The sequence below is a fragment of the Streptomyces sp. NPDC047706 genome, assembly GCF_043204795.1.
In the GTDB taxonomy this organism is placed as follows: domain Bacteria; phylum Actinomycetota; class Actinomycetes; order Streptomycetales; family Streptomycetaceae; genus Streptomyces.
The window spans coordinates 230709-251321 of record NZ_JBIDCW010000003.1; the positions used below are offsets into that span (position 1 = coordinate 230709).

General features: G+C 73.2%; 18 protein-coding genes and 2 pseudogenes. 7 read left to right on the plus strand and 13 right to left on the minus strand.

Annotated elements, in window-relative coordinates:
• Window positions 1-103 precede the first annotated feature (103 nt).
• The 3 genes from ACGF8A_RS04840 to ACGF8A_RS04850 form a co-directional block, all read right to left on the minus strand.
• Window positions 104-808, minus strand: a complete 705-nt coding sequence (locus ACGF8A_RS04840) for a GNAT family N-acetyltransferase (protein WP_393104250.1) — start codon at window positions 806-808, stop codon at window positions 104-106.
• 217 nt (window positions 809-1025) lie between these two features.
• On the minus strand, window positions 1026-1958 hold the full coding sequence (locus ACGF8A_RS04845; RefSeq protein WP_393104252.1) for an MBL fold metallo-hydrolase: 933 nt from the start codon (window positions 1956-1958) through the stop codon (window positions 1026-1028).
• A gap of 344 nt (window positions 1959-2302) precedes the next feature.
• The gene (locus ACGF8A_RS04850) at window positions 2303-2941 is read right to left on the minus strand and encodes a TetR family transcriptional regulator (protein WP_393104254.1); all 639 of its coding nucleotides are present in this window, start codon (window positions 2939-2941) and stop codon (window positions 2303-2305) included.
• A 231-nt stretch (window positions 2942-3172) separates the two neighbouring features.
• On the opposite strand from ACGF8A_RS04850, the gene ACGF8A_RS04855 reads away from it, so the two are divergent.
• The 3 genes from ACGF8A_RS04855 to ACGF8A_RS04865 are packed head-to-tail and all read left to right on the plus strand — an operon-like array spanning window position 3173 to window position 6509.
• Window positions 3173-4714 (plus strand): glycosyltransferase family 4 protein, encoded by a 1542-nt coding sequence (locus ACGF8A_RS04855; RefSeq protein WP_393104256.1) that lies wholly within the window; start codon window positions 3173-3175, stop codon window positions 4712-4714.
• Window positions 4708-5442, plus strand: coding sequence for a methyltransferase domain-containing protein (locus ACGF8A_RS04860; protein ID WP_393104258.1), 735 nt, complete (start codon window positions 4708-4710; stop codon window positions 5440-5442). The genes ACGF8A_RS04855 and ACGF8A_RS04860 overlap by 7 nt, the downstream gene beginning before the upstream one ends.
• Entirely contained in the window at window positions 5439-6509 is a 1071-nt protein-coding gene (locus tag ACGF8A_RS04865; RefSeq protein WP_393104260.1) for a prenyltransferase, read from the plus strand. Before ACGF8A_RS04860 ends, ACGF8A_RS04865 begins: the two co-directional genes overlap by 4 nt.
• A 95-nt stretch (window positions 6510-6604) precedes the next feature.
• Here the strand turns inward: ACGF8A_RS04865 and ACGF8A_RS04870 are convergent, their stop codons facing one another.
• The 7 genes and pseudogenes from ACGF8A_RS04870 to ACGF8A_RS04900 all read right to left on the minus strand — a co-directional run bounded on the left by ACGF8A_RS04870 (window position 6605) and on the right by ACGF8A_RS04900 (window position 13460).
• A complete protein-coding gene (locus ACGF8A_RS04870; protein ID WP_393104262.1) occupies window positions 6605-6901 on the minus strand; it encodes a hypothetical protein in 297 nt (98 codons plus the stop codon).
• A gap of 215 nt (window positions 6902-7116) precedes the next feature.
• Window positions 7117-7446 (minus strand): annotated as a pseudogene (locus ACGF8A_RS04875) (LLM class flavin-dependent oxidoreductase); the annotation flags it as partial.
• Between the two features lie 95 nt (window positions 7447-7541).
• The gene (locus ACGF8A_RS04880) at window positions 7542-8348 is read right to left on the minus strand and encodes a hypothetical protein (protein ID WP_393104264.1); all 807 of its coding nucleotides are present in this window, start codon (window positions 8346-8348) and stop codon (window positions 7542-7544) included.
• 159 nt (window positions 8349-8507) lie between these two features.
• Window positions 8508-9464, minus strand: a complete 957-nt coding sequence (locus ACGF8A_RS04885; RefSeq protein WP_393104266.1) for an N-acetylmuramoyl-L-alanine amidase — start codon at window positions 9462-9464, stop codon at window positions 8508-8510.
• A gap of 313 nt (window positions 9465-9777) precedes the next feature.
• Window positions 9778-11517: an MFS transporter gene (locus ACGF8A_RS04890; RefSeq protein ID WP_393104268.1), complete on the minus strand. Its 1740-nt coding sequence runs from the start codon at window positions 11515-11517 to the stop codon at window positions 9778-9780.
• A 159-nt stretch (window positions 11518-11676) separates the two neighbouring features.
• Window positions 11677-12840, minus strand: coding sequence for a GDSL-type esterase/lipase family protein (locus ACGF8A_RS04895; protein WP_393104270.1), 1164 nt, complete (start codon window positions 12838-12840; stop codon window positions 11677-11679).
• 50 nt (window positions 12841-12890) lie between these two features.
• The gene (locus tag ACGF8A_RS04900) at window positions 12891-13460 is read right to left on the minus strand and encodes a TetR/AcrR family transcriptional regulator (RefSeq protein WP_393104510.1); all 570 of its coding nucleotides are present in this window, start codon (window positions 13458-13460) and stop codon (window positions 12891-12893) included.
• A gap of 182 nt (window positions 13461-13642) precedes the next feature.
• On the opposite strand from ACGF8A_RS04900, the gene ACGF8A_RS04905 reads away from it, so the two are divergent.
• Window positions 13643-15097, plus strand: coding sequence for an MFS transporter (locus tag ACGF8A_RS04905; protein WP_393104272.1), 1455 nt, complete (start codon window positions 13643-13645; stop codon window positions 15095-15097).
• A 204-nt stretch (window positions 15098-15301) separates the two neighbouring features.
• On the opposite strand, the pseudogene ACGF8A_RS04910 reads toward ACGF8A_RS04905, so the two are convergent.
• Window positions 15302-15748 (minus strand): annotated as a pseudogene (locus ACGF8A_RS04910) (response regulator); the annotation flags it as partial.
• Between the two features lie 244 nt (window positions 15749-15992).
• Here ACGF8A_RS04910 and ACGF8A_RS04915 point away from each other — a divergent pair.
• The 3 genes from ACGF8A_RS04915 to ACGF8A_RS04925 are packed head-to-tail and all read left to right on the plus strand — an operon-like array spanning window position 15993 to window position 18967.
• Window positions 15993-16850 carry a MaoC/PaaZ C-terminal domain-containing protein gene (locus tag ACGF8A_RS04915; RefSeq protein ID WP_393104274.1) on the plus strand — a complete coding sequence of 286 codons (858 nt, stop codon included), beginning with the start codon at window positions 15993-15995 and terminating at the stop codon, window positions 16848-16850.
• A gap of 24 nt (window positions 16851-16874) precedes the next feature.
• Window positions 16875-17951 (plus strand): Zn-dependent alcohol dehydrogenase, encoded by a 1077-nt coding sequence (locus ACGF8A_RS04920; RefSeq protein WP_393104276.1) that lies wholly within the window; start codon window positions 16875-16877, stop codon window positions 17949-17951.
• A gap of 44 nt (window positions 17952-17995) precedes the next feature.
• Window positions 17996-18967, plus strand: a complete 972-nt coding sequence (locus tag ACGF8A_RS04925; protein WP_393104278.1) for a 3-oxoacyl-ACP reductase — start codon at window positions 17996-17998, stop codon at window positions 18965-18967.
• A 33-nt stretch (window positions 18968-19000) separates the two neighbouring features.
• On the opposite strand, the gene ACGF8A_RS04930 is transcribed toward ACGF8A_RS04925, so the two are convergent.
• Window positions 19001-19156: a hypothetical protein gene (locus ACGF8A_RS04930; protein ID WP_393104280.1), complete on the minus strand. Its 156-nt coding sequence runs from the start codon at window positions 19154-19156 to the stop codon at window positions 19001-19003.
• Window positions 19157-19264: 108 nt separating this feature from the next.
• Window positions 19265-20503, minus strand: a complete 1239-nt coding sequence (locus ACGF8A_RS04935; protein WP_393104282.1) for a hypothetical protein — start codon at window positions 20501-20503, stop codon at window positions 19265-19267.
• Window positions 20504-20613: the final 110 nt, after the last annotated feature.

Sequence of the window (20613 nt, forward strand, 5' to 3'; positions counted from 1 at the left end):
GGGGAGGGTCAGCGCCGGATTCGCACCGGCTTTCCCCCGTACGGGTGTGATGACGACCGGGCCACTCTACCCGGCCTGAGCAGCACCTCTCGTGGGGCGCCGGTCACACCCCGGCCGGGTCCACGTGGGGGTCGCGGGCACCGGCGTGGCCCGCCGCACGGCAGCGGGCGGGAGTGCCGGACCGGTGGCGGAACCAGACGGCGTGGATCTCGCGGCCGTCGCGCAGGGTGTGCCGGGGCGGCCCCTCGGCGGGGACGAAGCCCGCGCGCGTCAGGGCGCCCCGGCAGGCCGCGTTCGTCGCCTCGGTGCCGGCGTGGACGGTGTCCATGCCGACGTGGGCGTGGCCGAGCAGGGCGCCCGCGGCGAACAGCTCCGCGCCGAGGCCACGGCCGCGTGCGTGGGGCGCGAGCCAGCCGCCCGTCTGGCCTGTGACATGGTCCAGTTGGAGCGCCCCGGCGTAGCGGCCGTCGTCCCGGCGCACCGCCACCAGGACCTCGCCGCCCTCGGGATCGAGCTCTAAAGCGGCGAGCAACTCGGCGGGAACGCGCCGGTGGTTGCCGCCGGGACGCATCCGCACCAGGGTCCTGCGCAACCGGGCGTCGGCCACGATCTCCTCGTCCCGCATCCCGAGCCACCGCCGCGCCGCGTCGTCCGACCCGGCGGCGACCGCCGCCAGCAGGTCCAGCTGGGTCTGCGGGGTGTAGAGCACCAGACGTCCGGTGCGCACCGTGTGCCGGCCGGGCGCACACGGCCCCGGCGCGGGGAGCGGCGGCACGGCCCCGTAGCGCCGCAGTCGCGCCCACAGCATGCGAACTCCCGTGAAGAGACGTGAAGAGACGTGAAGAGAAGTGAAGAGAGGGGCCCCTGACGGGGCCCGTGAACAGGCCCCGAGAAGAGGCCGGTGAAGAGATGGAGACGAGGGATGGTGCGGGACGGGGCGGCGCCGGTGACCGCCGCCGCCCAGGGGTCGTGGCCGAATCTACCGCCAGGCCCCGGCGGAGTCGCGCCCCGGTGCCACGCGGGCGTCACACCGCCACGTACGTCACCGGGTCGCTGCCCGGTACGGCCTCCGCCCGCCCCAGTTTGACCAGGCGGCGCAGATGGGCCTCCGCCTCCGAGACGGCGATGTTGCGTGAGCCGTAGGAAATTTCGGCCCAGGGGCGGTTCCAGTCCATGCGCTCGGCGAGCTGCCAGGGGGTGAGCGGCTGTGTCAGAAGCACCAGCAGGCCCGTGAGGCGGGCCTCGTGGTGGGTGAGCAACTCGGCCACCCGGGCGGCGGCGTCGGTGAACGCGTACTGGTGCGCCGGGAGGACTTCGGCGGGCGCGAGGCGGGCGACGCGCTCCAGCGAGGCCAGGTAGTCGCCGAGGGGGTCGGTGACGGCCGTGTCGTCCGGGTCCTCGTACAGGCCGATGTGCGGGGTGATCCCGGGCAGCACGTGGTCGCCGGAGAACAGGCGTCCGTGACCCGGCAGCCGGGCGGGGTGCTCCTCCTCCAGGTGCAGGCAGACATGCCCCGGCGTGTGGCCCGGCGTCCAGATCGCCCGCAGCCGGCGCCCGGGGAGGTCGAGCAGCTCGCCGGGGACGATCTCGCGGTCGGGCAGGGCCGGGGAGAGGCCGGGGAGGCGGCCCCGGGCGGTGCGCAGGGGAGCGACGTGGGCCTCGGGAGCGCCGGCCGCGGTGAGCTTGTCCGCCATGTACGAGAACCAGCGCTCGGGACGGGCCCCGCTCGTGCGCCGCACCACCGCCGCGTCCGCCGCGTGCATGGCGATCCAGGCCCCCGAAGCCTCCCGGACCCGGCCCGAGAGGCCGTGGTGGTCGGGGTGGTGATGGGTGACGACCACGCCGTGCACCTCGGCGGCCGAGGTGCCGCACGCCGTGAGCCCGGCGGCGAGGGTGTCCCAGGAGGCCGGGTCGTCAGGGGGATTTCGGGTAAAAAATTCCGGTTCGGGGGTTCCCATTGCGCGCGGAGGACTTAATCTGATTACAGGCCTACGAGGCGAGTGAGGGAGTTCGACCGGAGTAGCCGACTCCTGCGAGAGGCTTCGGCTTCCGCTGGTGCCGACGTCGACGGTCGGGCTGAGAGGCCGGAAGGACGTACGACCGAGAGGCTGTGCGACCGGAAGGCGACCCCCAGCCACCTGATCCGGGCAATACCGGCGAAGGGAACCCGTCTCGTAGGTCCTTCTCATGCCCTTCCGCGGGTCCTCCTCATGCCCTTCCACGGGTCTTTCCCGTGCCCCTTCGCAGGTCCCGCTCAGCCCCTTCCGTGGCCGGCGGGCCTCTTTGCGCCGGACGGGTCCGGCTACGCGTCCTCGGGGGTCGTCAGGTCGATCAGGCGGCAGACCGTCTCGATGTCGATCTTGACCTGGGCGATGGAGGCGCGGCCCGAGAGCCAGGTGATCAGCGCCGAGTGCCAGGTGTGCTCGATGACGCGGACGGCGGAGAGCTGGGCGGGGGTGGGGTCGTCCAGGCCCATGGCGTCCAGGATGATCGCCGTGGTCTGCCGGGAGACCTGGTCCACCTCGGGGCTCACGCTGCGGTCCGCGAAGGTGAGGGCGCGGACCATGGCGTCGGCCAGATGCGGCTCGCGCTGGAGCGCGCGGAAGGCGCGCATCAGGGTCTCCGCGACCCGCTCCGCCGCCGTCTCGCCCGTCGGGGGCTTCTTGCGCAGCGTGCCGTGCATGTGCTCCAGCTGGTCCTGCATGGTGGCGACGAGCAGATGGATCTTGGACGGGAAGTAGCGGTAGAGGGTGCCGAGGGCGACCTGTGAGGACTCCGCGACCTCGCGCATCTGCACCGCGTCGAAACCTCCCCGGCTGGCCAACTGGGCGCAGGCCCGCAGGATGCGGCGTCGGCGCGCCTCCTGCCGCTCGGTGAGGGGCGGCGCGGCGGGGGCGGCGGACCGCGCTCTACTGGCTTCCACCTTGGCTTCCGCAGGCATGAGGTCCCGTTTCGTGACAGTCCGTGAAGGCGTGCGATCAGACAGCATGGCAGGCGCGGACCGCCGCCGCGTGCCCCGGCGAGCCGTGGCGTGAATCACCTGATCCACTGCTCACAGCGGCGCTACCTGCCGGTAGATTCAGAGCCTCTTGGACGATCAAGTCTGTAACTTGTTCTAGATTACCGTCCCGGCGTAATCTCGCGGGACAGTGCAGGGAGAAGGGGGCCCAGAGTGACCGCTGAGGCCAGTCAGGCGGGCTCTTCGGAGGCCCTCGCCGCCGACGGCTTGCGACCGCTCCGCATCGCGCTCCTGACATACAAGGGAAACCCGTTCTGCGGCGGCCAGGGCGTCTACGTCCGGCACCTCTCCCGCGAACTCGCCCGCCTCGGCCACCACGTCGAGGTCATCGGCGCCCAGCCCTACCCCGTCCTCGACGAGGGCTACGACGGCCTGGGCCTCACCGAGCTGCCCAGCCTCGACCTCTACCGCCAGCCCGACCCCTTCCGCACACCGAAGCGCGACGAGTACCGGGACTGGATCGACGCCCTCGAAGTCGCGACCATGTGGACCGGCGGCTTCCCCGAGCCGCTGACCTTCTCCCTGCGGGCACGCCGTCATCTGCGGGCGCGCCGCGGCGACTTCGACGTCGTGCACGACAACCAGACGCTCGGATACGGGCTGCTGGGCGACGTCGGCGCGCCCCTGGTGACGACGATCCACCACCCCATCACCGTCGACCGGCAGTTGGAGCTGGACGCGGCGGAGGGCTTCAAGCGGCGGCTGTCCGTGAAGCGGTGGTACGGCTTCACACGCATGCAGAAGAGGGTGGCGCGGCGCCTGCCGTCCGTCCTCACCGTCTCCGGCACCTCACGCCAGGAGATCACCGGCCATCTCGGCGTCAACGCGGACCGCATCCACGTCGTGCACATCGGCGCCGACACCGACCTGTTCGCGCCGGATCCGTCGGTGCCGCAGGTGCCGGGGAGAGTCGTTACGACGTCCAGCGCGGACGTGCCGCTGAAGGGGCTGGTCTTCCTCGTCGAGGCGCTGGCCAAGGCGCGCACCGAGCATCCCGGGGCCCACCTCGTCGTCGTCGGGAAGCGGCCCGCCGAGGGACCTGTCGCGCAGGCCGTGAAGCGCTACGGGCTCGAAGGCGCCGTCGAGTTCGTCAAGGGGATCTCGGACGCCGAACTCGTCGACCTGGTGCGCTCGGCGCAGGTCGCGTGCGTGCCGTCGCTGTACGAGGGCTTCTCGCTGCCGGCGGCCGAGGCGATGGCCACGGGCACGCCGCTCCTCGCCACGACCGGCGGGGCGATTCCCGAGGTGGCCGGCCAGGACGGGGAGACCTGCCTCGCCGTGCCGCCGGGCGACGCGGACGCGCTGGCCGCCGGGCTGAGCCGGCTCCTCGGCGACGCGGAGCTGCGCGCGCGGCTCGGCGCGGCCGGACGCGAGCGGGTCCTGAGCCACTTCACGTGGGCGCGCGCCGCGGAGGGCACGGTGGCCCGGTACCGGGAGGCGATCGCCCGCGCCGAAGGTCCCCGGCGGCCCGGCACCGACGCGGCGACCGGCCCCTCCGCGGGCCCGGGGCGGCGCGCTGCCCCGATGGCGGGCGCCAGTTCGCGGGCGGGCGCGGCCGGCGCTGTCGCGAGCGGCGCCGAGAGCCCCATGGGCCAGGTCGCCGGCGGAGTCTCCCTGAGCCCCGCTGCCCCGCCCCCCGGGGCCACCCCCACCCGTACCACCGGCGTCTACCGCGAAAGCAGGAGCACGTGCTGACCGTCGACTTCTCCCGGTTCCCGCTCGCCCCGGGCGACCGCGTCCTGGACCTCGGCTGCGGTGCGGGGCGGCACGCGTTCGAGTGCTACCGGCGCGGCGCGCGGGTCGTCGCGCTGGACCAGAACGGCGAGGAGATCCGCGAGGTCGCCAAGTGGTTCGCGGCGATGAAGGAGGCGGGGGAGGCGCCCGAGGGCGCCACCGCGACCGCCATGGAGGGCGACGCCCTCGCCCTGCCCTTCCCCGACGAGTCCTTCGACGTCGTCATCATCTCCGAGGTGATGGAGCACATCCCGGACGACAAGGGCGTACTCGCCGAGATGGTGCGGGTCCTCAAGCCCGGCGGCCGGATCGCGGTCACCGTGCCGCGCTACGGCCCCGAGAAGGTCTGCTGGGCCCTCTCCGACGCCTACCACGAGGTCGAGGGCGGCCACATCCGCATCTACAGGGCGGACGAACTCCTCGCGAGGATCCGCGAGGCCGGCCTCAAGCCGTACGGCACGCACCACGCCCACGCCCTGCACTCCCCGTACTGGTGGCTGAAGTGCGCGTTCGGCGTCGACAACGACAAGGCGCTGCCGGTCCGGGCGTACCACAAGCTGCTGGTCTGGGACATCATGAAGAAGCCGCTGGCCACCCGGGTCGCCGAGCAGGCGCTGAACCCGCTCATCGGCAAGAGCTTCGTGGCCTACGCGACCAAGCCGCACCTGCCCCCGGTGGGCGCCGCGTGACGACACCCCGGACGGAACACCTGGTCCTGCCCGGGGTCCTCACCGCCGACGAGGCCGCCGCGACCGTGCGCGGCATCCTCGCCGTGCAGCGGGAGGACGGGGCGATCCCGTGGTTCCGCGGACACCACCTGGACCCCTGGGACCATGTCGAGGCCGCGATGGCGCTCGACGCGGCGGGCGAGCACGACGCCGCCGAGCGGGCGTACCTGTGGCTCGCGGCCCATCAGTGCCAGGACGGCTCCTGGTACGCGGCCTACGCCGACGGCGCGTACGACGACGTCACCGACCCCGGGCGCGAGACCAACTTCGTCGCCTACACGGCCGTGGGCGTCTGGCACCACTACCTCTCCACCGGCGACGACACCTTCCTCGACCGGATGTGGCCCGTGGTCCACGCGGCCGTCGAATGGGTGCTCGCGCTCCAGCAGCCCGGCGGGCAGATCGGCTGGAAGCGGCAGGACGACGGGACGCCCGTCACGGACGCGCTGCTCACCGGATGCTCGTCCATCCACCACGCGCTGCGCTGCGCGCTCGCCATCGCCGAGCAGCGGGAGGAGCCGCAGCCGGACTGGGAGCTGGCGCTCGGCATGCTGCGCCATGCGATACGCCGGCACCCCGAGCGGTTCCTGGACAAGGACCGCTACTCGATGGACTGGTACTACCCCGTACTCGGCGGCGCGCTGAGCGGCGCGGAGGCCAAGGCCCGGGTGGAGGAGAGCTGGGAGCGGTTCGTCGTGCCCGGCCTCGGGGTGCGGTGCGTGGTGCCCAATCCGTGGGTGACCGGCGGCGAATCGGCCGAACTCGCCCTGACACTGTGGGTGATGGGCGAGTCCGACCGTGCGCTGGAGATCCTGCAGTCCATCCAGCATCTGCGTGAGCCGGGAACCGGGCTGTACTGGACGGGTTACGTGTACGAGGACGATGCGATCTGGCCACGTGAGCTGACCACGTGGACGGCGGGCTCACTCCTGCTCGCCGTCGCGGCGCTGGGTGGGCACGAGGCCACCTGCGCGGTGTTCGGCGGGGAGCTGCTGCCGACGGGGCTGGATCCGGACTGCTGCGGCTGAAGGGGTTCGGACGCGCCCGAGGGCTCGGCCGCGTCCGGTGGGAGCGCGGGTCGTGCGGGGCTGAACGCCCAGTTCCCCGCGCCCCTGCGGGAGAGTCAGTGCTGGCGGCGCATGCGGCCCGCGATCGCGTGGCCCACGAACAGGTACACGACCGCCGCCAGACCATAGCCCGCGACGACGCGTGCCCATGCCGCGTCGAAGGTGAAGAGGTCGTGGGACCAGCCGGCCAGCCAGCGCGCGGCGTCGTGCACGAACTGCACGAAGTCGTTGCCGGGGTTGGCGTCCAGCAGGTACATGAGGATCCACAGGCCCAGGATGAGGGCCATGATGTCGGCGACGATCGCTATGACCGTGCCTGCCTGGTTGGCACCATTGCGATATCTGGGAGACATGCCCTACGGATTGCCGCTCGTCCCTGGCTGAAACCCACAAGTCCTGCGCCCGCGGCCGGCGCTCATTTCTCCCGTGTTCGGGTGGAGTTGACCACTCCGGGGATGATGTTCCACGGGGTCACCGATGATCCCGGCCCCTTGTGCGGCAGGAGGGCCGTTGTCCGCGACCGTGGAACCGAGACTGACCATCCGCAGAACCACACACCGCCGCGTCCCGGGAACGGCCGCCCGTACCAGCCCTCCACCACCTGCGGCCCCGACAGGCCCAGCCCCAGCATCATCCGGCCGCCGGAGAGGTGGTCGAGCGTGAGGGCGTGCATGGCGGTGGTCGTCGGCGGTCGGGCGGCCATCTGGGCAACCGCCGTCCCCAGCTTGATGGTTGAGGTGTGGGCGGCGATCCAGGTCAGCGGCGTGAAGGCGTCCGAGCCCCATGACTCGGCCGTCCACACCGAGTCGTACCCGAGCCGCTCGGCCTCCCGGGCCAGCGTGAGGTGGTCGGGGGAGGGGCCGCGGCCCCAGTAGCCGAGCGCGAGACCGAGCCGCATGCCGCCGCCTCCTGACGAAGGGTCAGCTCAAGGGGGGACGACTCTACGACAACGGCCCCCCGCCCGGAAGGGCGAGGGGCCGTACGTACGGCGGGTCAGCCGCGCTGGATGCCGCTGGTGTCCTGGAGCACACCGCGGCGGCCGTCCTGCGTCTGCGCGACCAGCGCCTGACCGCGCTGCTCGACGGCCAGGTACCAGGTACCCGGGGCGAGTTCGGCGATCGGGGACGGCGAGCCGTCCTCCGCGAACAGCGGGCGCGGCACCGGCACCGCGAACCAGAACGGGGAGAAGTCCCCGGCGGGCGGCTGCTGCTGCGGCTGGCCGTAGGGCTGACCGGGCTGCCCCGGCTGCGGCTGACCGTACCCGGCGGGCTGCTGCCCGCCCGGGTAGCCGTAACCACCCTGCGGCGGACCGCCGTAGGGCTGGGGGGCGGCCGGGCGGGGGGCGGGCAGGAGGGCACCCTTGAGGGCGGGGACCAGCGGGGTGGCGACGGCCGCGGCGGCCATCACCAGGGTGGCGACCAGGGCCAGGATCAGGCCGGTGCCGGCGTCGGGGCCGGAGTCGTCGCCGCCGAAGTTGTTGGCGCCACCGCCCGGGTCGAAGACGTTGCCGAGGGCGCTCCACGCGGCGAACACCGTGAAGGCCACGCCGAACTGGCCGAGCTCCAGGCCCGCGACCTTCGGGGTCTGCGGCAGCCCCCGGGCGACGACGACGAGCGCGGCGCCGATGATCCCCGCCAGCACGACACCGAGCACGACCGGCCCGCTGGACCAGAGGCTCGGGATCTCAATGCTGTCGGGGGCGCCGTCGATCGAGTACAGGTCGAGGAACGACGCGATGAACAGCAACACCGCTGCTCCGATCACCACGCCGTCGCCTCGAGTGAGGGAGCGGATATTCACTTCAGGTCCTTCGCAGGTCGTCTCGTCGTCGGTAGAGGCGTCGCTGTCACCGAGTTGCCCTCAGGCCCAGGGTGCGAAGCGCGGGGGTGGCCCCTCATCGTAGGGACGACACTATCGTCCGTACGAACGACCTGTCCGCCGGGATGATCGCGCCGGTCACTACCCGCGCAGGAAACTCACAATTCCCTCTGAGATCCCTTGCGCCGCCTTCTGCCGCCAGGCTCCGCTGATCAGCAGTGCCGCGTCCTTGCTATCGCGCATGTTGCCGCACTCGATGAACACCTTCGGAACCGTTGACAGATTGAGACCGCCCAGGTCCTGACGCGTGACGAGACCGGTGCCGCCCCCGACGTAGTTGGAGGGCGCGCTGCCCGTGACGCGTACGAAACTCCCCGCGATGCGCTCGCCGAGTTCGCGTGAGGGCGCGACGATCGGCCGGGTGTCGGCGGCGCCCGCGTGCACGGAGGCCGGGAGGATGACGTGGAACCCGCGGTTGCCGAGCCCGGACCCGTCCGCGTGGATGGACACGACCGCGTCGGCCTTCGCCTCGTTGCCGATCCGCGCCCGCTCGTCGATGCACGGGCCGTACGTCCGGTCGCCGTTCTGCGTCAGCTTCACCGTGGCGCCCTGATCCTGAAGGACCGTGCGCAGGCGGCGGGCGACGTCGAGCGTGAACTCGGCCTCGGTGTACCCCGCGTTGGTCGCCGTGCCGGTCGTGTCGCACTCCTTCTTGCCCGTCCCGATGTCCACCTTGCTGTTGATCTCGGCCGTGTGCTCGAAGTTGCGCGGGTTGTGACCGGGGTCGATGACGACGACCTTGCCCTTGAGCGTGTCCGCGCCCGAGGGCGCGGGGGCGGGCTTGTCACCGTCGGACGAGGGGCTCGTGCGCGACGGCGCGGCGGACGAGGGGGTCGCGGGCGACGGGGACGGCCGGCTCGTGGCGGGCGCCTTGGCCTCCGCGCGCCCCCCTCCCGAACCGCCGGTGCCACCCACCGCTTCGTACACCGCCCACCCGAGCAGGGCGCCGGGCACGAGGGCCGCGACGGCGACGGTCATCGCCCGGCGGCGGGAGCGGCGGGGCGTGGGCGAATCGAACTCCGGACCTGTGTACGACACGCTTGCCACCCTAGCGGCCGGGACGCCGCCGCCCTCGTTTGTGTACGTCCCTCCGGGTGGCGGCCGGCTCGGATCCCGGCGCCGGTGCGCGGCGGCACCCCCGGCGAGTCCGTCGCCGGGACGTCCCTGACGGCGCCCGACGGCGAGGGCGCGCGGGTGGATCCGGTACGGGGCCTGCCCCGGGACCCGAGCGGCCGGGTTGGGGAGGACGTCGTGGACGACGAGCAGGCCGCCCGTCCGCGACATGCGGCGCGCAGCCCTCTGCCGCACCTCCGGGCCGACGGGTGACCGGGGGTGGGGGTGGGGAGAGGGCTCAGGCGGTGACCGTCTCGCCGGGGAGAGGGAGGTCCAGGTCGATCGGGCCGGCGTCGCCGGAGTGGGTCGCGGCGCAGGCCAGCGGGCCGTGTCCGGCGGCCTGGGCGGCGAGGACGTACGACCCCCCGGCCGGGACCGTCAGCGCGTAGCCGCCGTCCTCGCCGGACAGGGTCGCGCCCGCGTGCCGGCCGCGGCGGTCGATCAGGGTGACCTTGGCGCGGGCGACCGGTGTGCCGTCGGCGGCCAGGACCCGGCCGCGGAAGCCCCCCGGCGCCGCGACCGCGTGTTCCAGGTTCGCCTCCCCCTCGCCGCTCGCCCGCAGCCGCGGCAGGTCCGAGGGGCGGCGGCGGGGCAGGCAGAGGGCGAGGACCAGGCCGACGGCGACGGCGGCGGTGGCGACCAGGAAGGAGACCTGGAAGCCGTGCCTGGTGGGGACGGCGACGCCCCCGACGATGTCCGCGGTGTCGGCCAGCACCATGCCGATGACGGCGCTGGAGACGGACGTGCCGATGGAGCGCATCAGGGTGTTGAGGCCGTTGGCCGCGCCGGTCTCCGAGGCCGGGACCGCGCCGATGATCAGTGCGGGAAGTGAGGAGTAGGCGAGGCCGATGCCCGCGCCGATCACCACCGAGATGACGACGGTCTGCCAGGCGGCGTTCATCAGGCCGAGGCCGCCGGCGTAACCGAGGGCGATGACCAGCAGGCCGATGATCAGGGTGGTGCGCGGGCCGTAGCGGGCGGAGAGCCGCGCGTAGACCGGCGCGGTGAACATCATCGTCAGGCCCAGCGGGGCCACGCACAGACCCGCGACGACCATCGACTGGCCGAGACCGTGGCCGGTGGCGGACGGGAGCTGCAAGAGCTGGGGCAGGACGAGGGAGACGACGAAGAAGGAGACGCCGACCATGATCGACGCGAGGTTGGTGAGCAGGACCTCGCGGCGGGCCGTGGTGCGCAGATCCACCAGCGGCGAGGATATGCGCAGCTCCAGCACGCCCCACAGCAGCAGGACGACGGCGGCGGCCCCGAACAGGCCGAGCGTGGTGGGCGAGGACCAGCCCCAGTCGCTGCCCTTGGTGATCGGCAGCAGGAACAGCACCAGCCCCAGGGACAGCCCCAGCGCGCCCAGCACGTCGAAGCGGCCCTTGGCGCGGACCGGGGACTCGGGTACGGCGAGGAAGGTCAGGGCGATGGCGGCGACGCCGAGTCCCGCGGCGCCGTAAAAGAGGACGTGCCAGTCGGCGTGCTGGGCGACCAGGGCCGCGGCCGGCAGGGCGAGGCCGCCGCCGACGCCGATGGAGGAGCTCATCAGCGCCATCGCCGAGCCGAGCCGCTCGCGCGGCAGCATGTCGCGCATCAGCCCGATGCCCAGCGGGATCGCGCCCATCGCGAAGCCCTGGAGCGTACGGCCGATGATCATCGGGACCAGGGTGCTGGTGAACGCGCTGACCAGGGCGCCGAACACCATCACCGTCAGGCTGAGCACCAGCAGGCGCCGCTTGCCGTACAGATCGCCGAGGCGGCCCATGATCGGGGTGGCCACGGCGCCGGAGAGGAGGGTGGAGGTCAGGACCCAGGTGGCGTTGCTCGGGGAGGTGTCCAGCAGTTGCGGCAGGTCCTTGATGACCGGGACGAGCAGGGTCTGCATCACCGCGACAACGATGCCCGCGAAGGCGAGCACGGGGACGACGGCTCCGCCCGCTCTCGCGGTGGGCCGGCCGGTCGTCGTGAGCGTCATGGGGCGGGGCCTCCGGGCCGGAAGAAGATCGTGGATACGTTCAAGGTGAACCCCGTGCGCTCGGGCAACTATTCCGGTGCTTCGAGTCGCTAAGGAAATCTTGACCGTCTCATGGGGAACTGATCTTTCGTCAGTGCGCCCGGAGGCCCCTCTCTGCGATCACGCGAAGGGCCCGCCCGCGCCGAAGGCGAGCTCGGCGAAACGCTCGCCCATGCGGCGGTGGGTGGCGGCGTCGGGGTGCAGGTCGTCGGGGAGCGGGAGCTCGGCGTGGTCGGCCTCGCCGTAGAGTTCACGGCCGTCGAGGTGGTGGAGGTGGGGGTCGTCGGCCGAGCGCTGCCGTACGATCCGGGACAGTTCGGTACGGATGACGTTCAGGGTGAGTTTCCCCGCCGCCGTCTCCGCCGGGTCGCCCGCCGCCCGGAACCGGAGCCGGCCGTCACCGAGGGCGCCGAAGTCGAAGGCGCAGGGCCCCGGCGTGTCCTCGTGCATGGGGCACAGGATGGGCGAGACCACCAGCAGGGGCGTGGTCGGATGCCCCTCGCGGATCGTGTCGAGGAAGCCGTGGACGGCGGGCGTGAAGGCGCGCAGCCGCATCACGTCGAGGTTGACCAGATTGATCCCGATCTTGACGCTGATCAGGTCCGCGGGGGTGTCCCGCAGGGCGCGCGCGGTGAACGGGTCCAGCACGGCGTTGCCGCTCAGGCCCAGATTGACGAGTTCGGCACCGCCCAGGGAGGCGGCGAGGGCGGGCCAGGTGGTGGTGGGGCTCGCCGCGTCGGAGCCGTGACTGATCGAGCTGCCGTGGTGCAGCCAGACCCGGCGGCCGGAGTCGGGGGCGGGTTCGACGGGCGCGTCCGTGCGCAGGGCGACCAGTTCGGTGATCTCGTTGTGCGGCAGCCAGATCTCGACGGTCTTGTCGCCCTCGGGCAGACCGCCGAAGCGGACGGTGCCGGGCTCCCCGGAGCGCAGCGCGGTGGCTCCGGTGGCCATGTCCGTCGTGACGAGGTTGCCGCCGGGCGCGGTGGCCTGGCCGGCCGGCCGGCCGTCGACCAGCAGGTCGTACACACCGTCCGGGCTCGGCGGGGCGCCGGTGTAGGCCCGTTTGGTCGGGAGCGTGTCCAGCTCGATCACGGTGGCGCGGGTGCGCAGGGCCAGGCGTACGCCGGAGGGCTGGGACTCGGCCATCTCCAGCTGCGCGTCGGTGTTCTGGGCGCGGGCGGCGGCGGGCAGCCGGTGCGGGAGCAGGCCGTGCGGGGTGCGCTCGACGTCGAGGGCGCCGCGGAGGTGGGCGGGCGTGAGGGGGGTGGTGATCCAGGAGTCCATGGCCTCTGCCTGTGTCGTCTCGGGGGCTTGCGGGGCGGGGTCACGGGGGGTCAGGCCGTGGGCCAGTTGCGCAGGAGGGCGTCGAGGGCGTCCATGATCCGGTTCCAGGACTCCTGGGAGCCGGGGGCGCTGCGGCTGAAGCCGCCCGCCAGCTCCAGGCTGACGTAACCGTGGAAGACGCTGCCCAGCATGCGGACCGCGTGGGTCTGGTCGGGTTCCGTGAGGTCGTAGCCGCGCAGGATGGCGCGGGTCATGGCGGCGTGCCGGACGCCCGCGCCGGTGGCGGCCGTCTCGGGGTCGAGTCTGAGCTGGGCGGCGGCGTAGCGGCCGGGGTGCTCGCGGGCGTAGTCGCGGTAGACGCCGGCGAAGGCGGTCAGGGCGTCCTTGCCGGCGCGTCCGGCCAGCGCGTCGGCGGCGCGGTCGGCCATCTCCTCCAGGGCCAGCAGGGCGATCCTCGTCCGCAGGTCCTGGGAGTTGCGCACGTGCGAGTAGAGGCTCGCGACCTTGACGTCGAAGCGGCGGGCGAGCGCGGAGACGGTCACCTGGTCGAAGCCGACCTCGTCGGCCAGCTCGGCGCCGCCCCGGGTGAGGCGTTCGGTGGTCAGTCCCGCGCGAGCCATCAGCTTTCTTCCCTTCACCGAATGCGATTGTGCACTTGCCTAAACCTATTAGGCAAGTGTCGACTGCCGGCGGCAGATGCTGACGACGTGCGGGGAGCCTTCGCGGATCCCGTGCCTACGCCGCAGGACCGAGGAACTGTGGGGCGAATTCCCGATGCACCGGGCGTGCGGGGGTTGAGACCATGGCCCCCATGCTCCGAGCCGCAGCGGACCCCCGCATATCCCGTCGTACCGGCGTCCCCACCTGGACGGTGGTCGCGCTCGCCTGTTCCGGGCAGTTCCTCGTCGTGCTCGACGTGTCCGTGGTGAACGTCGCGCTGCCCTCGATGCGGGCCGAACTCGGGCTGAGCGGCTCCGGGCTGCAGTGGGTGGTGAACGCCTACGCGATCGCCTTCGCCGGCTTCATGCTGCTCGGTGGACGGGCCGGTGATCTGTACGGGCGCAAGCGGATGTTCCTCGTCGGGCTCGCGCTGTTCACGCTGGCCTCGCTGGGCGGCGGGCTGGCGCAGCAGGGGTGGCAGCTGCTGGCCGCGCGGGCGCTGCAGGGGCTGGGCGCGGCGGTGCTGGCGCCCTCGACGCTGACCATCCTCACGGCCGCGGTGCCGGAGGGGGCGGCCCGCGCACGGGCGATCGCCACCTGGACGGCGGTCGGCGCGGGCGGTGGGGCCGCGGGCGGGCTGGTCGGCGGGCTGCTGGTCGACGGGTTGTCCTGGCGCTGGGTGCTGCTGATCAATGTGCCGGTCGGGGCGGTCGTCCTGCTCGGCGCGCTGCGTGCGCTGCCGGAAAGCCGGGCCGGGGAGCGGCGGCGGCTGGACCTGCCGGGCGCACTGCTCGTGACGGCCGGGCTGGGCGTACTGGCGTTCGGCATCTCCCAGACCGAGGCCGAGGGGTGGACGGCGGCGGCGACGCTGGTGCCGCTGGCCGCGGGGCTGGCGCTGATCGGGGTGTTCCTGCTGGTCGAGGCCCGTACGGCGGCTCCGCTGATGCCGCTGGGGCTGTTCCGGCTGCGGTCCGTGGCCTCGGCGAACGTCGCCATGCTGCTGAGCGGGTCGGCGATGTTCTGCATGTGGTTCTTCATGACCCTCTACGCCCAGAACGTGCTCGGCTACACGCCGCTGGAGGCCGGACTCGCCCTGGTGCCCAGCTCCCTGGCGGTGGTGGCCGGCTCCAAGCTCGCGCCGCGGCTGATGCGGTTCGCGGGCGCACGGAACGTGGCCGTCCTCGGGACCGCCGTCGCCGCGGTGGGCTTCGGCCGGCAGTCGACGATCACCGCGGAGGGTGCGTATCTGACGGCGATCATGATCCCGGGGATCCTGATGATGCTGGGCGCCGGCCTGGCGGCCACGCCCCTGGCCGCGCTGGCCACGTCGGGGGCGGCGCCCGAGGACGCCGGTCTGGTCTCCGGCCTGGTCAACACCTCACGCACGATGGGCGGTTCGCTCGGCCTGGCCGTGATGTCCACCCTGGCAGCGGCCCGCACCGAGGACAGCTCACCCCTGGAAGCGGCCACCGCGGGCCCCACCGCGCTGGTCGAGGGCTACGCACTCGCCTTCCGCGCGAGCGCGGGGGTGCTGGTGGCGGGGGCCGTGCTGATGGCCGTCTGGCTGCCGCGGAAGGCCACGGTCCGCACCGGGTGAACCCCCCGGGTCGGGGCGAGCGGGAACTTCCGGCGTGACCGGCAACGGGTGTGAGGTCGTGAGGGTGCCGGGGCGCGGGTGGCAGGCCGTGAGGGGAAGGGGACGGGGGTGCGAGGCGCCGTGAGGGGACGGGTCAGGCGGGGCGAGGCCGTGCGAGTGACGGCGCGGCGTGCGCGGGTCGCCGGGGGGAGGTCAGGTCTCCGGTGGCCGGGGTTCTGCCGGGGGTGTCGTGAGCGCGAGGGTCGGGTCGATCACCGTCTCGCCGGTGAGGGCGCGGCGGATCGCGGTGGTGAGATCCTCCAGGGGGCCGTCCTTGACCAGGAGGCCGGCGGCTCCCGATGCCAGGGCGCGGGGGAGCAGGCCGGGGCGGGCGTAGGTGGTGAGGAGCAGTACCCGGCAGTCCGGCACCTGCTGGCGCAGGGCGGCCGCCGCGTCCGGGCCGTCGGTGCCGGGGAGTTCCGCGTCGAGGAGGGCGATGTCGGGGCGGTGGACCAGGGCCGCGTCGACCAGGGCGTCCCCGGTGTGGACCTGGGCGACCACGTGGAGGTCCGTCACCAGGCCGAGGAGCGCGGCGAGCCCTCCGCCGCTGATCGTCCCGTCCCCGGCGAGCAGCACCCTGACGGACCTGGCGGGCCGGTGGTCACGGGGCATCTCGTTCACGGGCTCAGCGTAGGCGCGGGGCGCGGCCGCCGCCCGTGCGGGAAGCTGAACAATGCTCACCTGACGTACCGTCAGGAGCCTTCCCAACTCCGACCGGCTCGGCTATACAGAGGTTCGCCGTACTGGAACGCGTTCTAGACCGGGCGGGTTTCACGGCCTCGTGACGACCTCGGTGCGGCCGACGGTGCGGACGGTCGCACCGAGGTTCCCAGCCCCGCGAGCACTCAGGAGCCCCATGCCCATCGACGCAGCCAAGGCGCTGGCCGCCGAACCCCGGACCGGCGAGATCGCCTGGACCGCCAGGGACGTCCTGCTCTACCACCTCGGCATCGGCGCCGGCCTCCCCGCCACGGACCCCGACGAACTGCGCTACACCCTGGAATCCCGCCTGCACGTGCTGCCGAGCTTCGCCACCGTCGCCGGCTCCGGCGCACCCGGGGTGATCAGCGGGCTGTCCATGCCCGGCGTGGAGGTCGACCTGGCCCGCGTCCTGCACGGCGGCCAGTCGCTCCAGGTGCACCGGCCGATCCCGGCGGCGGGCAGCGCGACCGCCACCTCGCGCATCGCCGGCGTGTACGACAAGGGCAAGGCGGCCGTCCTCGTCCTGCGCACCGAGGCCGCCGACGCCGACGGCCCGCTGTGGACCAACGACGCGCAGATCTTCCTGCGGGGGGAGGGCGGCTTCGGGGGAGACCGCGGCCCGTCCACGCGCCTCGACCCACCCGCCGGGCCGCCCGAGCGCACGGTGGAGCGGGCCGTCCGGGAGGACCAGGCCCTGCTCTACCGCCTCTCCGGTGACTGGAACCCGCTGCACGCCGACCCCGAGTTCGCCAAGGTCGCCGGGTTCGAGCGGCCCGTCCTGCACGGGCTGTGCACCTACGGCATGACGCTCAAGGCGGTCGTGGACACGCTGCTCGGCGGCGACGTGACCCGGGTGCGCTCGTACACCACACGGTTCGCGGGCGTGGTCTACCCGGGCGAGACCCTGCGCATCCGCATGTGGCGGCAGGAAGCGGGCGTCCGGGTCGCCGTGAGCTCGGTGGAACGGGACGACGCGCCGGCCCTGGCCGGCACCGTCGTCCAGCACACATGAAGGACTCTTGAGGGGAGCCGCACCATGCGCGCAGCCGTACTGCACGAGATCGGCCAGGAGAAGCTCGAGATACTCGACGACGTCGAGGCGGTGGGCTTCGGCCGGGGCAAGGTGAGGATCCGGGTGCGTGCCACGGGGCTGTGCCACTCGGATCTCTCCGCGATGAGCGGAGTGCTGCCGCAGCCGGCACCGTTCGTGCCGGGACACGAGGGCGCGGGCGAGATCGCCGAGGTCGGCGAGGGGGTCACCGGTCTGAAGCCCGGCGACCGGGTCGTCGTCTGCTGGCTGCCCGCCTGCGGCACCTGCCCGGCGTGCGGGCGCGGCCAGACCCAGCTGTGCCTGGCCGGCTTCATGAACGCGGGCACCCCCAACTACCGGCGCCCCGGCGGAGACCTGTTCAACTTCGCCGGTACCGGCACCTTCACGGAGGAGGTCGTCGTCGACGCCCGCTGCGCCGTGCCCATCCCGGACGACGTGCCCTACGACATCGCCGCCCTCATCGGCTGCGGGGTCACCACAGGTCTCGGCGCCGCCCTCAACACGGCCGACGTGCAGGCCGGCGCCTCGGTCGCCGTCATCGGCTGCGGCGGCGTCGGCATCTGCGCGATCCAGGGCGCGCGGCTGAAGGGCGCCGCCGAGATCGTCGCCGTCGATCCCGTCGCCGGGCGCCGGGAGGCCGCGCTGCGGTTCGGGGCCACCCGGGCCGTGCCGCCGGAGGAACTGGCCGACGTCAAGCAGCGGCTCACCGCCGGCGAGGGCTTCGACTACGTCTTCGAGGTCGTCGGGAAGTCGGCCACCGCCCGCACGGCGTACGAGACCACCCGGCGCGGCGGCACCCTGGTCGTCGTCGGCGCGGGCGCCATGGACGACTTCCTCCAGCTCAACATGTTCGAGCTGTTCTTCGACGAGAAGCGGATCCTGCCGTCGATGTACGGCGGCGGCGACGTGCTGCGCTCCTACGAGCGGACGATCGCGCTGTGGCGCGCGGGCCGGATCGACCTCGCGGGTCTGATCACCCACCGGGTACCGCTCGCCGGGATCAACGAGGCCCTCGACCAGATGCGCACCGGCACCTCCCTGCGTACCTGCGTCGAGATCTGAGCATCCGCCGTCCGAGAACTGGTGCGTGCACCGAAGGGGCTCGTATGTCACTGCCACTCGCGGGGCTGTCCGCGATCGTCACCGGCGCCGGGCGCGGACTCGGCCGGGCCGAGGCGCTGGAACTGGCCCGGCTGGGCGCGGCCGTCGTCGTCAACGACTACGGGCAGCCCGGCCGGGACGGCACGGGACAGGCCTCGGCCGGCCCCGCCGAGGAGACCGCCGCCGAGATCCGCGCGGCGGGCGGCACGGCCGTCGCCCACACCGGGGACGTGTCGGACCACCGACAGGCGCAGGAACTGGTCGAGTCGGCCGTCCAGGAGTTCGGCAAGCTCGACATCCTGGTCAACAACGCGGGCATCCTGCGCGACCGCATGGTCTTCTCCATGACGGAGGAGGAGTGGGACTCGGTGATACGGGTCCACCTCAAGGGCCATTTCAACACCACCCGGTTCGCCGCCGCGTACTGGCGGGAGCGGGCGAAGACGGCGGGCGGCACCGTGTACGGGCGGATCGTGAACACCTCCTCGGAGGCCTTCCTCGCGGGCTCCGCCGGGCAGCCCAACTACGCGGCGGCCAAGGGCGGCGTCGTCGGGCTGACCACGTCCACCGCGCACGCCCTGGCGAAGTACGGCGTCACGGCGAACGCCATCTGCCCGCGCGCCCGGACCCGGATGACCGAGGACGTGTTCACCGGCGTACCCGCGACCGGACCCGACCCGCTCGCGCCCGAGCACGTCGCCCCGCTCGTCGGCTATCTGGCGGCACCGGCCGCCGGGCGGATCAGCGGGCAGCTCCTCGTCGTGCACGGCGGCATGGTGGCCGTGGTCGAACGGCCCCGGGTGGGAGCGAAGTTCGACAGCAAGCAGGACAGGTTCACGTACGACGAACTGGACACGCTGCACAACGCGCACTTCGCCGGGCGGGAGCGGGGGGAGACGTTCGCGGCGACGGAGGTGCTCGGGCTCCGGCGCGAACAGGCCCCGGCACGCGGCGAGGCCCCGCTCACCGGAAGGTGAACGGGGCCCTGTTTCCAGCCGATTGACATACCGTCAGGCCGCCGACTCGGTCTGCTGCTCCACCGGCTTGCGGTGCCGGCCGCGAGGAGCCGACTCGGTGTCGTGCGTCGCGACCGGACCCCGGTGCCGGCCGTGGCCGGCGGAGTCCTGGACGTCGGGCAGCGGCTGGGACGTGCTGGCGTCGCTCATCGGAAGAAGTCACCCCGTCAACATGATCTTTTTTTACTCAAGCCGGGCGAGTCTAACCAGGACACCTCGGGCCGAATCCAGGCGCCCACGCCAACCGCCACTACTTCGTTATCCGATTGCCCTACGGCCCGCCAGCGGCGCCTGCTGCAACGGCACCGGACGCGGCGCGGCAGGCTCCGGAGGCCCCGGTTCCGACGGCTCCGCGGCTGTCCGAGCCGTCGAAGCCGCGCCGTCCGGAACCGGATCCTCCGGGCTCGTGTCCCCCGAGCCCCCCGCCCGCCCACCCCCGTGGCCCGCGTCCTGCGCGCGCGGCGCCTCCCGGGGCACCGCCCACTGTGCCACCCCGCACGCGGCCCCCTCGGTGGCGTACGGCAGCCGCAGCACACCGTCCCTGGTCCACAGGCCGGCGCCCGCCAGCCACCCCTGCGGCGCCGGCAGATGCCGTACCTGACGCTCGGCCGGCCGCCACACGCCCACCCAGCTGCCCTCCGGACCGTCGATGCGCAGCGCCACACCGCAGCTCTCCGGCGTCAGCACCTGTCCCGGCTGGATCGCGAACGGCGTCACCGCACACTCGGCCGCCGCCCGCAGGCAGTCCGGGAACCGCACCGGCAGCGTGCTGCCCAGCACCCCCCACCCCAGCCGCCCGCCGTCGCCGGGGCAGGGCGCGTCGGAGCGGACGAGCAGCAGTCCGCTGTCGGGGTCCGCGAGCAGCAGCCGGTCGTCGCTGCCCGCGGCGATCTGGAGCAGTGGCGACACCTCGCCACCGCGCCCGAGGTCCACCACGACCGTCTTGGTACGGCCGCCGGACTCCCGGTCCAGGGCGAGCAACCGCCCCGTCCGGTCCAGCCAGACCCCGCCCGAGCACCGCCCGGAGAGCTGGGCGACGTGCTCCGGCCCGAACGCGCCGCCCGCGACCAGCCACACGGTGCTGGAGTCCGGGCCGGCCGCGAGGGCGTACGCCACGTCGCCGCCCGGCGCGGGCGGCAGCAGCCGCAGCCGGGTGCCGGGGCTCGGGCACTCGACCGCGCCGAGGGGGAGTTCGCCGGTGCCGGGGCCGGTCGGGTAGAGCAGCGAGAAGGCATGCCGCCCGGCGGTGAGGCGGCGGATGAGCACCCGGCCGTCGCCCATCGGCTGCACCTCGGTGCCGGGCTCCTCCGGCTGGTTGCCGGGCAGCGGCACGGCGTAGGGCTCGGGGCCGTCCAGCGTCCAGCGCTCCGGGAACCAGGAGTCGCCGCTGCGGGCGAGGCGTGCGGCGTACGCGCCGTCCACCGTGATCACGCAGCCGGGCTGCGGGGAGGACGCCTCCTCGTTCCCGGCCGTGGCCTCGACAACACATGCAGTCATCGCTCGGTCACCTCCAGCGACGAAGCTAGTTTTCGTACGCACAGGCGGGGTGCCGGCCGACGGCGGCTTCACACATAAGGGTGGCGGTCCGGCGGTTCCGCGGAGGAAAC

Excerpts from the sequence above, each read along its gene's own strand:
- ACGF8A_RS04840 (WP_393104250.1), bottom strand. The coding sequence starts at position 808 with ATGCTGTGGGCGCGACTGCGGCGCTACGGGGCCGTGCCGCCGCTCCCC.
- ACGF8A_RS04845 (WP_393104252.1), bottom strand. The coding sequence starts at position 1,958 with ATGGGAACCCCCGAACCGGAATTTTTTACCCGAAATCCCCCTGACGAC.
- ACGF8A_RS04850 (WP_393104254.1), bottom strand. The coding sequence starts at position 2,941 with ATGCCTGCGGAAGCCAAGGTGGAAGCCAGTAGAGCGCGGTCCGCCGCC.
- ACGF8A_RS04870 (WP_393104262.1), bottom strand. The coding sequence starts at position 6,901 with ATGTCTCCCAGATATCGCAATGGTGCCAACCAGGCAGGCACGGTCATA.
- ACGF8A_RS04890 (WP_393104268.1), bottom strand. The coding sequence starts at position 11,517 with ATGACGCTCACGACGACCGGCCGGCCCACCGCGAGAGCGGGCGGAGCC.
- ACGF8A_RS04895 (WP_393104270.1), bottom strand. The coding sequence starts at position 12,840 with ATGGACTCCTGGATCACCACCCCCCTCACGCCCGCCCACCTCCGCGGC.
- ACGF8A_RS04900 (WP_393104510.1), bottom strand. The coding sequence starts at position 13,460 with ATGGCTCGCGCGGGACTGACCACCGAACGCCTCACCCGGGGCGGCGCC.
- ACGF8A_RS04905 (WP_393104272.1), top strand. The coding sequence starts at position 13,643 with ATGGCCCCCATGCTCCGAGCCGCAGCGGACCCCCGCATATCCCGTCGT.
- ACGF8A_RS04915 (WP_393104274.1), top strand. The coding sequence starts at position 15,993 with ATGCCCATCGACGCAGCCAAGGCGCTGGCCGCCGAACCCCGGACCGGC.
- ACGF8A_RS04920 (WP_393104276.1), top strand. The coding sequence starts at position 16,875 with ATGCGCGCAGCCGTACTGCACGAGATCGGCCAGGAGAAGCTCGAGATA.
- ACGF8A_RS04925 (WP_393104278.1), top strand. The coding sequence starts at position 17,996 with ATGTCACTGCCACTCGCGGGGCTGTCCGCGATCGTCACCGGCGCCGGG.
- ACGF8A_RS04930 (WP_393104280.1), bottom strand. The coding sequence starts at position 19,156 with ATGAGCGACGCCAGCACGTCCCAGCCGCTGCCCGACGTCCAGGACTCC.
- ACGF8A_RS04935 (WP_393104282.1), bottom strand. The coding sequence starts at position 20,503 with ATGACTGCATGTGTTGTCGAGGCCACGGCCGGGAACGAGGAGGCGTCC.